Genomic DNA, 14,073 nt, shown 5'->3' with positions numbered 1-14,073 from the left:
TACACAAATGTCCGATTTTGCGCGTATCTCGGCTCTACCCCTAAAAGGGCTAATTATTTATTCGAGTCTAATCGACATCAAAAATATAGCGATCGTGGAATTAGAAAGATTTTGACAAAGTATGCAGATATGGCGGAATTAGATCATTCCATTTCACCCCATCAACTACGACATTTTTTGCTGACATGGCTGAAAAAACAAGGGATTGATGATGCTTTAATTCAACCCTATTCTGGTCATTCTTCCCGACAGTCATTAGAAGTTTATTCTCGCTTAAGTTTAAATGAAGCACAGTCTGCTTATGATACAGTTATGCCTAAGTTCCCTCTGTGATAGCTTTTTAGCTACTTTGCCGATTTTGCAGCTTCCCTAGCTTTACGCCTTGTTCATAAATAATGTATATCCTCCCACTTCCTTCGTCCAGTTCCTCTTTACATTTATTTACTTACCCTGAGTTAAAGTATGAAATCCTCTCCTATCCCCTCTGATTCTGTTTTCTCTGGTAGGTTTGGCTTTTAATATATTTACTCCGAAATCAGGTGAATTCAGGTATTTTCGGGGAGGGCGATCGATACTATAAATCTCTCGCTGGTGGCAAACCTAATTCCTGAAGGGCTACGTTTAAATTATTTACTTTCCCTTCTGGTATATCTCCTGTAATTTCAAACTGTACTTCTAGTTTTAGGCTTAATTGTTTGTCTGTGGCAAATCCACTAAGTACCTTTGTGTAAAACTGCATCCATTTCTGGGGTGTTATTTCTCCTTGCCATGTAACGCCTTCGGGCAGATTTTCTTTTTCTATTGATTCCTCATCTTCACCATAGTTGTTAGTTGTTTTCTCTTTAACACTATTTGTATTTTCTGTGGCACTAGAGCTTGGTTTTACTACACTGAAATTAGCTTCTCCTGTAACTTCATTCACACTAGCTGTAATAATAAAAGTACCTATATCGTTTTTAGTTTGTAACACTCCCTGTTCATTTATCTCTCCTCCCGTACTTGTCCAAGTAACATTATTGACGGGGAATGACTCTTCGTATTGGTCAAATCCTTCAACTTTAAAGCTATAGGCGGTTTCTGGTTCTAATTTGATTTGTGCTGGGGAAATTACCAATTTCTTTAGTTTAGGGGGTTCTGTAATTCGGATTAAGTAGTTTTCCGCTTCTTCCGCTTTGATTATATATACATCATCTGCTATCTCTACATCTTTACCCTGAAAGTTGCTATTTTTATATTCAAAGGGTTGATATTTATCATCCTTTGTCTTTGCTACATAAGCAAAATAACCCTCTCTTATGCCACGGGCGATCGACTCTTTTACAGCATGGGGATTAAGTAAACGGGGGAAACGGGGGGAGGCATAAAAGGCATCACGGATATTTTTGGTACTCCATTCTTTGAAGGCTGGGCTCCAATTGCGTACCAGAAAACGAGGGGCGATTTCATTCTCGATTTCACCGTTAGCTTTTAAACGATTAACGAATAATTGAACTAGGGAGGAGGCTTGGGAGGAGTTAACTTGTCCTAAATCGATAAATTGTAATTGGTTATCTCTGCCTAGTAAAGCTAAATAGTTGTAGGTACGCCAGACGGCTTCTTTTAAGTCTCTTTCCGCTAAGAGAAGATTTTCCTTCAAGGATTTGGTTTGTTCGTCATTTAAGTCCGTTTCCTGTTCCCTTATATCCTGCCATGCCAAGACTTTACGGGCTTCTAAAGATAAGGGGCTATTGTCATCGGCTACGGCAAACAACAGACAACTTTTATAGGTGCGAGAACTATTACCCGATTCTTGAATTAAGGTATTAATCAAGTTGGTGGTTTCGGGTAGGGAATAGTAGTAATCTGGGCTGAGAATAACTAGATTTAATAGGGGTTGATTGGGGATGTTATTACTGTTTTTGGGAAAGAAAATGAGATTTAGGTTGTTATTATTAGCATTTTTAAAGATTTTCTCGATTTGGTCTTTAATTAGTTCAGAAATGCGGTTTTCTGCGATATTAGCTTTTCTGTCAGCAAGGATTTTATTTAGGTTAGGAGAGATGTTATAGCGATATTTGTTTTGATTAATCAGTAGGTAATAGCTTTGACTGTTTAAGGCATCTAAGGCGGTTTCTACGTTGGCAATATCAAAGTCTGGTTCACCCACAGCTAACCTAATTTCGGGTATGGTAGCTTCACCTCTGGCTTGTCCACCATTGGATTCAAAAAAGATGGTAGTAGCTACTTTACTATGTAAACGCACTTTTTTTAATTCTTTGGGGGCTTCTTTATCTAAACGCAGGGCATGGGCATCGTTTTTACCACAGATGTCGGTGGTTATCGCCCCTTCTAATCTATTTTCCCCTAACTGTTCTAGTACAGCAGTACGAAACATGGGGTCATCGAGAGGGGCTGTACCTAAGCTAATTAAACTATCTCGATGGTTGCCTTTATACCCTTCTTGATAAGCATTGGCTACCCACAGGGCTAGTAACCTTAAAACTCCCCTCGTACGCTGAAAACGGGGCAATACTTGCCATTTCCGTTCAAATACTGATAACACTGAAGGATGGAAGGGATAGGTGGCTTGGAAGGCTTCTTTGGCGTTATCTACGGGAAACCAACTGGGTAATGATTGTCGATGTTCTAATACCCAATGGGCATATTCATTACAGGAGGCGATCGCTTCTTTGGGTAACATAATCTTACCATCACTGGTAACAGCCCTTTCTTCCCATTCAAATAGACGGCGGCGGATGATTTCCGAGGTTTCGGATTCGGCGGACATGATTACCGCTTTCCCAAGTCTGTCTAACATTTTCTTCAGTCTTTGTTCATCCCCTTCGTCATCGGCGGTATATTCCATTTCTGAAGCAGGGATAGAGATAACTAAGACAACGTTATCTAACCCCCTAGCGGTTTCGGATAAGGCTTGGATGAAGTTGTAGAGTTTGTTATGGTAGCCTTTATGGCGATAGGTGGAGACATAGTTAATAATCTCGTCCATCAGGATTAAACAGGGTTTATCTTGGGGTAAGAATGAACGAATTACATCCCCTTTGGGTTCGGTAAATTCGGCTTCGTGGATGCTTACTTTCTCGAAGGCTTCTTCTCCCCCTAACTGGTAAGCAATTTCCCCCCAAGGAGTTTTTCTTAAGGGTGTGCCATCATCTCCCCCTCTGCCTCTAATAGAATCAAATTCAGTACCCACAAACACGGCAACTGCCGCTTCTGGTACACTATTAATCTCGGCTTGGTTTAATATCTTATTAACCCCTGTCCATTTATCTGCTTTACTACCATTTTGGGCAAGATGATATAACAGGGTTAAAGTATGGGTTTTACCGCCACCAAATTGGGTGGAAAGGTTAAATATTGCCGATGTGCCTGTTTTCTTCCCTGTTAGTCTGCGAATTACTTGGGCGGCTAAATCTGTTAAATATTTGGTAAGATAGGTTCTTTCAAAGAATACTTCTGGGTTTTGATAATCTTCGGGAGCGCGATCGTCTCTCACTTGGTCTAAATGTACGGCAAATTCCGCCGCATCTAAGGGTTTTCCTTCTCTTAAATCCGCACGGGGGGTTAATCCATCTATCTGATACCACGGTTTCATAAGCATTTACAATTTAGAAAAGTCTAAGAATTACAGCAAAATATGTTGATGTTAGGTTTTGTTGATGGTAATGGGAAGTGGGAATATTTATAGGTAAATTATTGTACTTCATTATGGGTTTTCATTTCCCCACGGGTTAAAAATTGGTAAAGAGGAGAAGTTAAAATCATTAATATTACGAGTAACAATTATTAAATTATATTGTTGTGCGGTTGCTCCAATTAAACTATCAATAACAGATAATTTCTTGCCACAGGCTTCAGATTCCCCTGTGATTTCTGCCCATGTATTTAAAACTTCTTCATTTAAAGGTAAGATATGACCATCGAATTTTGTTTTGACAAATTCCAGCCATTGACTTAGTTTTTGATAACGTTTTGGTTGGTTGTTTCTAATCTTAAAAATCCCTTTTTTAAGTTCCGCAATTGTTAAAATACTCAGCCATAAATTATCTTTTGCTTGGTTGTCTAACCATTCTATTACTAAGGGATTGGGCTTCTTTTTTATATATTCAGAAATCACACAAGTATCAAGTAAATAAGTCATAAATTAATCTCTCTCCCTGTGTCTTTATCTCTGATAAATAAATCCTCATTATCTTCAATTTCGGGCATGAGAAGATAATCTGATAATTTCTCTTTTTCGTCAGATTTTTGTTTAGGTAAAGTTTCATCTTCTGTCAAGATTATAACTTTGACATTTCTCCCTCTATTTAGGTTGTTTAAATAATCTATAGGAATACGAATATTGCCATCGGTTATTTCAGTAGTAAATTCATAAGCTCTCATAATTTTTTCCTCTTTTAATTCAGTTTATTGAAAATTCTTAATTCTTAAAACCCTAAGCCTTTTTTCCGTGCTAATACCCCATCAACCCACCTTTTCTCATCGCTACTACTAGGGTATAAGGCAGATAAAGCATTTGCTAGTTTCCAGAAACGATCGACTCCTCCCACACCTTCATCCACTAAAAAGGTTTTCAAGGCTTCACTGCGTCCACTAGCAAAGAGTAACATCGCCAGATGAATTTGGTCTAAAACAGTATTACCCAAATTAGTGAACTCTAAACCATCATTATCGGTGGTATCTTCGGGAATATAGTCTTCCATACCCGTAATAGTGGGATTACCTTGCTTTTTCTTCTGTTTGGGCTTAATCTCGACTTTTTTATTCCCTAATAACACCTCAGAGCGTTCTGTAACAGGTAGTAAACGGGCTTTATCCCCTTTGATTTCCACAAGGGTAGTTAATGCCTCTAAATAAACTCCTAAACCCTGAGCAATTTTACGCGCGGCATCGTATTCCAGACTAAATCCGCTAATTTTCTTACTCTTACTACTGTTTTCTTCTTCTTCCTCCTCCTGACTATCATTATCACCAGCAGAGTCATCACTGCTATCGGTGGTATCGGTGGAAAGAGTCCATAACCACATCGCCGTAAGTCGGGCATCTTCTTCCAAACCAGAGGTATCCACATCGCTAAATATCATAGTTAGGGCTTCTTGGGATACCACCGCCCAAACTTGTTCAAGGTATTCTCGCAAAGTCACCATATCCCCCGATGCTTTTTCCACACTGTCATAACGGGAATATATCTCTAAAGCAGGTCCTAAACAGGCAAAAATGGCATCTGCACCCACTACTCCTTCACTAGCTAATCGTGGTAGCCATTCTCTAATTCTCACGGGTAATTCCTGCAATATGTCTCGCCAATCCCCAATATTAGAGATTATTCCCCCATTATCCACAGGGGTTCTAGGGCGACACACTAGGTGAATAGAGGAAGCAAGGGCGGCGGAATTCATGGCACGAAGTCGAGATCCCATTTCCGTATCTATTGCCCAAGAGGCGGTAATAGTCCATCCTGCATCCACCATCGCCTGTAGTTGTGCTTCCCATCCTGCGGTGGATTTATGGGCAAATACAATTACCCCGATACCGTTAGGGCTTAGAATACGACAACCTTCATTCATAGCTAAACCCATTTGCTTTTCAAAATAGGCTTTATCTTTTCCCTTAACTGGATCTACGATACATTCTTCTTCTTTCGGTGTTAATTCATCGGCAAAAGTAGATTTTAAAGATGGTGGTAAAGTCCTTTTCAACCACACATAGAAGAAATCGGATAAGTCGGAATAAGGTACTGCATCATAATAAGGAGGATCTGAAATAAAGGCTTGAATAAAGTCATCTGGTAAAGGATGGTGTGTTGCTGATGACTGTTGAGTTTGTCCAATATATTTTAATGAATTTGTCCCGTGTAAAAGTAATTTTACAACCCATTCAACTTCGGAATAAATATCACCTGTAACATTACCAAAAAGATTAGACTCGCAAAAGTCAAATACAATGGGTAATGCTTGACGACTAAATGTATTTCCTGCCATATATTCGGCTGATGATTTCCAACGACAAACAGAACTATTTTTATCTGCTAATTTATCAATTATGAAACTTAAACAAGTTTGTACTGCTTCAGCTAAACCTAAATTATCAATATATAAATTATTCCCCAAATTGTCGTTAATATTATTATTTTTAGACTGTTTAATAACTTTATATTTACCACTTTCATTTAACTCTAAATCATAGCCATTAGCCAACATTTCCCCTACCTTATTCACCAAATTTACTAAGGTTGTTAAGGCTAACAATTGACGATTAGTAAATAAATTATCAAAGGTATCCATGCCATAATTACGTTGAGAAAAAGCTCTACCAGCACCACTGCCTCCACCTTTTGGTGTTGGTTCATTCGGTATTAAACTTAATTCAGATTGTTCTTTTTGTCCTTTTTTAATATTAGATGAAGTAAGCCTTTTTTCTAACTCCAAACTTGCCTGATTAACTGCTTCTAAATCTTGGTTATTAGGTAAACGATAAAACCGCCCCTGTTGTGTTTCCTTCGTACTTACCACACAGAATAAACGAGCATCATTAGCACCGCCTTTTCTCGGTTTTAATTGACTTCGCACCGAAGCTACAGGAGTAGTAAACCCTGTTACTGGACAAGTAGCCGAACCCCGTTTAACCGTACCCTCTGCCACTTCCTTAGCACTTTTCGGTTCAAATATCTCTAACAAAGGTTGTCTTACTTTCCTTGTGACACCATCACTGTATGTTTTTTCCACCGTTTCCGTAACTACCATACCCTGAGCATCCCTAACCCACCGCAAAGCCTTATTCTTACCCTTCTTCTTCGCTAACCACATACTCCGCATTAACGGCACTTCCACAGGTATCCCCGTACCATCGTCTGGTGCTTCCGAAATAATTGTCCTTGCCCATAAATAAGCAATGGGTGTACTGCCATCCTCATCGGTAGGATAAAACTGACTTAACTCCTTTTCCGCCTCCTGCTTCACCCACTGCCCCCATTTACGCACCTCATCGGCTAAAGTTTGCCCATACTTGGGGATATATTCCAACACTACCTTATTCAGTAACACCGCCACTGGATTTAAGTCCGAAGCAAAGGCATCCGCCCCCACCCGTAAAGCCTCTAAGGGTATCGCACCACCCCCTGCAAAGGGATCTACTACCAAAGGTTTAGTATCGGGAATACCACCATTAGCCTCGTGGGCGACTTGGGTTAACAGGCGACTGGTTTCTAAATAATCGGGTTGGGTGGAATTATCCCAGTTAGCAAAATCAGCGATAAAATCCAATAACCGATACCGTAATATATTTAGATGACTAGGATTATTAGGAGCTAATTTATTGTCGTCTTTGGCTAAAACTTGCCATTTCTCCCAGTTTTCCGTACTGCAATGCTTACTAGCTAAATTATTCTCATTCCTATCTACTTTCTTAGCAAAATCTGTAATGATTTTAATGGCTTCCTCACGGAAATAGGGAGGACAATTTTCGTCCGCAGGATCTAACCATAAAGAGGCACAAATCACCGCCCGACAAGCCGCTAATGGTCGTCTAGCCCACCAAATATGTAAAGTAGAGATATGCCCGTGACGAATGGATTTTTCCCGTCTCGCATGGGCAGATATTTGTTTAATGGGGAGATCAACTTCAATTAGTCGCTTAGGATAGCTGGTCATGGATTGCTTATTAATACCTTACTAGATATTAGTTTTACCTCATTTTGTAACAAATATTCACTATTGGTTAGTAAATCTTAATCTATATATATGTTAGAAATGTGATATATTCTAACTATTAATATTTTCAATTAGATACGTATAGTAGTATATGAATAGTAAAATAATTATCGACTGTCGTTATTGTAGCCAAAAACTCCGCATTCCTAACACTTTAAGCAATACGGCAACAATTAAATGTCCTAAATGTCAAAATAGCTGGATCAATAATAATCAAACTACACCCAGTTATGGTGCTAATTATGCCTATCAACAACCAGTAACACAGAATAACAATTATAAAGAAGACTCGGAAGATAATTGGGAAGATGACTATTATGATGAAACCTATAATGAACCGGATGATGACTATTATGATGATGAAGGTATCTTAGATGAAGATAGTTATGAGAACTTCTATTAGGTCATATCATACGGCAGGTTTCAGGGTAGTGTTAGAACTGCGATAGATTCTGAATGTTACATTCTAAATTCTAAGATTTCCTTAGCATCCACCTGATAATGTTCAACTTTAATTAATGGTTTCCACCCCAACTTAACAGGATTTTGAATTAAGTGTATTTCGGGATTAGTAGCACAGTTAAAAACTACATATAGCCAATAATCATCCTTTAGTTGACTAGCTTTCTTATATTCGTTATTGGTTAAAGCTACTCCATCAACCCCTGCCCTTCCTTTTACCTCGATAAACCTTACTGCTACTGCGGTTTGTTCGTCTTCTGTGTGGGGTTTACGGGAAATTAAATCAAACCCCCTGTTTTGGGTTTCCACACTTTCAACCTTCCAACCTCTCTGTTGTTCAAATTCGATCGCCTTCTCGATGGCAATACGTTCAATTTCAGCATTACTAACCATTTTCGCTATTTCGGGAGAATGACGTTCTGGGTGGGGTATTACCCATGCTCTACCATGATGATGAATATTGCCGATGGTACAATTTTTTTCTTGCTGTAATGCCTCTCGACGAGACTCTAAACGCCCATTTAATTCAAATAGTCTATTTTCAAACTGTTGGATTCTGCCGTCTAATCCTGTTTCTGTTGAACCTGATTCCTTCTGCATAATTAATTCCGCAAACTGACATTGTACTCGATCGATCACGGTATTTAGACTGATTTCTAAATGATTTTCAATGGTAGTTATTTCTTTTTCTCTTTGGGCTTTGATTTCGGTTAAAAAAGACTCTAAGGCTTTCTCTAACAAGGCTTGTTCTACTTGTTGACGGTTCGGTAAAAGGTTTTTATCGGGTATGTTAACTTCTCCATCGGGTAAGGTTAAATCAAGGAAGATGGTTGGTTGACGAATATACATTTCCCCTGTGTCTGTGGTTTCTACCACAAATAAGCGTTGATGGAGCGATCTCGCCTTTCCATCGGTAATAGAAGCACTGAAAACATCCAAACAACTAGGGGAAGTCCGTTTTAAGTCATAAAATACCGCTCCCCTTGCCAAAGCCTCTTGGGTTTGACGAATAACGGATTCTCTGACGGTTTCAAAGAGGGGATGCCCCGGTGTTACCCATTCTAAAGTAGGATCGTCTTGTAATAATTTTTGGTCAAAACAAATAGTCTTATATTCCCTGCCCAGTTTACCAAATCGTGTTTCTAATTCATCACCGATACTCCAAAGGGTACGGGGTAATTTACCAATACGGTAAGTATGATGTTGTTTTTTGACTTCCTTCGGCTGAATACCTGCTAGGGGGGCAGCTTGAAGGAAAAAGTCAGCGATAGCTTCTGGCACTAATCGTTTTTCCTTTGCCTCGGCGGTTTGTCCAATGATTTTCGATAAGTTTAACTCTCGTTTGACTAATCCTTCCAGGGCTGAGTCAGTGATTTGCTGAAAATGCTTTTTATCCACTTGTTCAACAATACGAGCTTTGATGGAGTCTTCCGTTTGATTATTTACATACATATCCCTAATCAAACGCTCTAACTGGTTAGCAGGAAAAATATCTCCCAATACGTTAAAGATAAAACCAGTACCATTAGGATCTAAATCACTTTCTATGGCATGGATGCGTTCAAATAATTTCCATAACACCCTACCTTCACGGGTATTCATGGAGACAAAGTTGAAAATCAGACAGTCTTTTTCTTGCCCATAACGGTGAATACGCCCCATACGTTGCTCTAAACGAATGGGATTCCAAGGAATATCGTAGTTAATCATAAACCAGCAAAATTGTAAATTAATGCCCTCTCCTGCAGCTTCTGTGGCGACTAATACCTGTGCACTTTCTCGAAATTCCCTTTCGGCATAAATACGGGTATTAGGAATATCCCTATCTCCAATTTTCATCCCCCCATGGATTTGGGTAACAGACAAGCCCCACCCCCTTAACTTTTCTACCAGATAGTCTAGGGTATCCTTATGTTCGGTGAAAATTAACAACTTCATCGGTACATAGGTGCGATCTTTCTTTCCTTCATTAGTAAACATTCCCTGTTGATTAATCACATCCCTTAATTTAACCAATTTGGACTCTACTTCTCGTTTTTCTAGGTCTAACGCTAAGGTAATGAGACGAGATAACTGGGCAATCTCATCCCGTAAGTCTTCTGGTTCAACAGATGCTACGACTGATTCCAAATCTTCGATAATACGTTGTTGTTCTGCTTCGGTTAAGTCGTTAAAATCCTCTGGTAGTTTCCGACTGATTTGCTCTCGGCGATAGGCTTCGGGATTCTCTAAAATGCCTTCCCTTTTATCTTTCATCCGTTCCAAACTACGACGTACAGCGTAAATACTCGAAGCAAAACGTCTTTGCAACATTGCCATAGTGAAACCTAAAGCCCTACCTCTGGCAGAGTCATCATGAGAGGCTTTAATGGATTTATCTTCCACATAACGGCTTAAAGCATCGTAGAAATGTTTTTCATCATTATCGATGAAAAACTCGATCGTCTCTACTCTGCGATTGGTAAATAACTTTGTCACTTCTCCTGTATGGGGATCTGGGAAGGTAACGAGGGCTTCTTTGGTACGTCTGAGGTAAAAGAGAGCAGTATTACGTTGCATCGCTTCTTCCAGACTTTTAACATCGCCATAGACATCTTTATCCAGTAACTCTAAGAAGAGACAGAAGTTAGCTGGATCTCCTTTATGGGGAGTTGCCGTCATTAACAGATAATGATCTGTCATTTGGGATAGTCTTTCCCCTAGTTGGTAAGCTAGTGTTTTCTTATCACTACTATAAGCACTCATTTTATGGGCTTCATCCACGATAACCAAATCCCAATGACTACGCAATAAACTTTCTTTAGCATCTTCGATACGGGATACCCAAGAGATGGAAGTCACCACCTGATTGTTTTCCTGCCAGGGGTTTTTGCCGTAGTTAGCCCGTAAAATATCCCCTTTAATCACATCAAAGTCTTCTCTAAATTTATCCTTTAACTCCCTCTGCCACTGAAAAGTAAGATTAGCAGGGGCTACAATTAAAATACGTTGGGCTAAACCCCTAATTTTCAGCTCTTTGATTAACAATCCTGCCATAATGGTTTTACCCGCCCCAGGATCATCGGCGAGGAGAAAACGTACTCTAGCTAACTTTAAAAAGTAATCGTAAACGGCTTCTAATTGGTGGGGTAATGGATCCACACGGGCGATCGCCAAGGAAAAATAGGGATCGTATTCATAGGCTAATCCCCATCTAAAAGCCTCTATACCGAGACGAAAATGCTCTGCTTTACCGTCAAATGGCTCTGTTTCAGGACTTATCTCCAACTGTAATAACTGCTCTAAATTCAGTATGGGTTGGTAAGTCTTTTGACTTTTTACCCCACTACCAATTACTTTCAGGGATTCTCCGAGCGCGATCGTTGTTATAATCTTGATTGGTTCGGGGAATAATGAACCCTTGACAATTACCTCTGGTTGTAATTTATCTGCTATTCCCCGAACTTGAGACATCGTTATCACCCTAAATATTACATTAGCCACGGTAATCCGATTTTCTGAGATTAATGTTTCCTAAGTAATTAATCTCATCATCTCAAATTATACACTTTGACGTGCGGAATGTAGAGTAACCAAGATTAAATATTTTACTCTAAGACTGCGTCTATTTTGTTTTGACCTCGGCAGTTACCAAAATTCCCAAAATTCATCACGGATAATTTGCATAATCTGATTATTAGAAAGGAATAATAACATTATGTAATTCTAGTAATTTCTCTTTGAGTTCAATTACTTTTCTGAGATCATCAAAAATGAATTGTACGGGATATTTTTTCTGTATTTCTTCTATCAGCAGGTCAAACTCAGGTGTTAAGACAGAAGATGTCTCAAGAATATTTCTATTTTCTTCTGTGTAGTCATAATGTTTACCATTTCTTACTAAAGTTAAACTCCATTGGCAATTATTACCAGTAACAATGATTTTATATGCTAAATGATTGAAATGAAAATAATGTAAGTAGCTACTTTTAATGAAAATAAACCCATATTTAGTTAAGTCGGAATCAGTGCCGACATAAGGAGAAGGAGAATTATTTAAGTAAAAATCAACATATTCTTTTAACTTGCCCAGTTCAAGCGAACTAAACATGAATCGTTCTAAAAACTCTATCTTCAATTCCCAACAAATCAGATAGTTTATTACTTCCTCTTAGTCCATTTATAAGAATTGACTTCCTTACCATTCTTATCAGTTTTGGTAGTTTTTTCTACCTTCATATAATCCCAAAACTCTGGAAAAAGTAGAGTTTTATTTTTCCCACTACCCAAGTCAGTTACCCTTGCTGAAGAACTGAAACCGAGAGCCTCAGCCAATATCTTAGTTTCCACGCTCCCTTGTGATAACGCCAAAAACTTCGCAGGAATATGACTCACATCAGCTTGGTTATTAACTTGACTCTTATCTAAAGTAATAACTAATTGAGAAGCAGGATTTTCCTCTGTAACCGTTGAAGTGGAAGAATCCTTAACTTCTTGTTTGGCTTCATCATTATCAATTATCTTGTTACTAACTTTATTGCTAACTTTGTTACTAACTTTATTATGACCTTTTTGTTGTGATTCTGATTCTGATTCTGATTCTGATTCTGAAGAAATGTCCTCAAAACCTAAGTTATGAACTTGGTTAATATTTTTATTACTATCCTCTTCCCTTACCTCATCAACTGGGGTTATGCCGTTATTAATATCATCTTCCGTTAAGTTATCACCTTGGTTATTATCTTTAGTAATATCTTCTTCTTTTAACTGATCAACGTTACTAATATCTTCGTCACTTACGTTATCAACTTGGTTAATATCCTTGTTAATATCTTCTTGTTCTAATTCATCAACTGGGGTTATATCCTTATTAATATGACCTTCGGTTAAGTTATCAACTGAGTTAATATCTTTATTAGTATCCTTCTTGTTTAAATTATCAATTAACTCAACATCCTTATTACTATCATCTTCAGGCAAGTTATTATCTTGGTTAATATCTTTATTACTAACCACCTCAGATTGCTTTTTCTCTTTATCCCCCAGTTGCTTACCCTGCACTGGTAGAGACAAAACTTCCCCCTCATTCTCATTCTCATCCCTATCGTTGTCCTCATCCTTGTCCTTGTCCTCATTCTTGTCATTGTCTTTGTCAGTCACTACTTTTGACTCTGGCTTATCAGCAATATTACCCTCCGCCAAACTTTCATCATCTTCCGAATCATTAGTTACTAACTCATTATTAACTAAGTTATTATCTATTACTATTTCCTTATTGTCTATAGTTGATATGGGTCTTAACTTATTCTCTACTAAGTTATTAACCAAATAATCTAAATGAATATCTAAATATTCCCGTACCTTTTCTACCACCAAAGCATCTAAATCTAACTGCTCAAACTGCAAGAGACGATCGTGCAAAGTCGTATCCCTGTCTCCCAAAATGGGCTTACCAGCATCCTGCCAAGCCTCCAATAAGCGTCCTAACACCCTCGCCTTAGAAATTCCCTCATGGAGACTAATAAACTCATCGAGGATTGAAAGCTGATGCTCAGTAATCAAACCAGAATATTTCGGCAACGAACTAGGCATAGTAGGTCTTAACTTTATTACTAACTAGATAATAACAAAAGTTGGTAATCGATACCTTGCCCACATTAGAAAAAATATGACCTCTTACCACTTATGTTGTTGCTGCTAGTCATTAGGTATTCTCAAGACACCATGACACACAATGCCCATTTCATCTCTGGAATGAAAAAAAAAAATAACTAACCCCCTTGACACCTCTATTATTAGTACGCCATACTTGAGGGGTGAACAGAAGTCTTGCAATGAGAAAAAAAGGAGGTATCAAAAATGCAGGAAAATTTAACTGATGGCAATGAGCAAAAACTACTAAATGCCTTAGTTTCTTGTTTTCAAA

8 protein-coding genes and 1 pseudogene are annotated in these 14,073 nt (G+C 38.5%); 2 read left to right on the top strand and 7 right to left on the bottom strand.

The window, feature by feature from the left end:
- Positions 1–42: 42 nt before the first annotated feature.
- Positions 43–333 (top strand): annotated as a pseudogene (locus tag GM3708_RS17440) (tyrosine-type recombinase/integrase); the annotation flags it as partial.
- A 241-nt stretch (positions 334–574) separates the two neighbouring features.
- Here GM3708_RS17440 and GM3708_RS17435 read toward each other — a convergent pair.
- From GM3708_RS17435 to GM3708_RS17420, 4 genes are all read right to left on the bottom strand, one after another.
- Positions 575–3,592, bottom strand: coding sequence for an ATP-binding protein (locus tag GM3708_RS17435; RefSeq protein WP_315862631.1), 3,018 nt, complete (start codon positions 3,590–3,592; stop codon positions 575–577).
- 111 nt (positions 3,593–3,703) lie between these two features.
- A complete protein-coding gene (locus GM3708_RS17430) occupies positions 3,704–4,138 on the bottom strand; it encodes a type II toxin-antitoxin system VapC family toxin (protein WP_066349644.1) in 435 nt (144 codons plus the stop codon).
- Positions 4,135–4,380: a hypothetical protein gene (locus GM3708_RS17425; RefSeq protein WP_066349642.1), complete on the bottom strand. Its 246-nt coding sequence runs from the start codon at positions 4,378–4,380 to the stop codon at positions 4,135–4,137. The genes GM3708_RS17430 and GM3708_RS17425 overlap by 4 nt, the downstream gene beginning before the upstream one ends.
- Positions 4,381–4,424: 44 nt before the next feature.
- The gene (locus tag GM3708_RS17420; protein ID WP_066349640.1) at positions 4,425–7,646 is read right to left on the bottom strand and encodes a DUF1156 domain-containing protein; all 3,222 of its coding nucleotides are present in this window, start codon (positions 7,644–7,646) and stop codon (positions 4,425–4,427) included.
- Positions 7,647–7,797: 151 nt separating this feature from the next.
- Here GM3708_RS17420 and GM3708_RS17415 point away from each other — a divergent pair, with 151 nt between their 5' ends.
- Positions 7,798–8,109, top strand: a complete 312-nt coding sequence (locus GM3708_RS17415) for a hypothetical protein (RefSeq protein ID WP_066349639.1) — start codon at positions 7,798–7,800, stop codon at positions 8,107–8,109.
- 56 nt (positions 8,110–8,165) lie between these two features.
- On the opposite strand, the gene GM3708_RS17410 is transcribed toward GM3708_RS17415, so the two are convergent.
- The 3 genes from GM3708_RS17410 to GM3708_RS17400 form a co-directional block, all read right to left on the bottom strand.
- Positions 8,166–11,621 (bottom strand): protein NO VEIN domain-containing protein, encoded by a 3,456-nt coding sequence (locus GM3708_RS17410; protein WP_066349638.1) that lies wholly within the window; start codon positions 11,619–11,621, stop codon positions 8,166–8,168.
- Between the two features lie 223 nt (positions 11,622–11,844).
- On the bottom strand, positions 11,845–12,258 hold the full coding sequence (locus GM3708_RS17405) for a hypothetical protein (RefSeq protein WP_066349636.1): 414 nt from the start codon (positions 12,256–12,258) through the stop codon (positions 11,845–11,847).
- A 50-nt stretch (positions 12,259–12,308) separates the two neighbouring features.
- Positions 12,309–13,739 (bottom strand): hypothetical protein, encoded by a 1,431-nt coding sequence (locus GM3708_RS17400; protein WP_066349634.1) that lies wholly within the window; start codon positions 13,737–13,739, stop codon positions 12,309–12,311.
- Between the last annotated feature and the right edge of the window lie 334 nt (positions 13,740–14,073).

The organism is Geminocystis sp. NIES-3708 (genome assembly GCF_001548095.1).
GTDB lineage: Bacteria > Cyanobacteriota > Cyanobacteriia > Cyanobacteriales > Cyanobacteriaceae > Geminocystis.
Note: the sequence above shows the minus strand (reverse complement) of the source record. Positions and strands in the feature narration are given on the sequence as shown.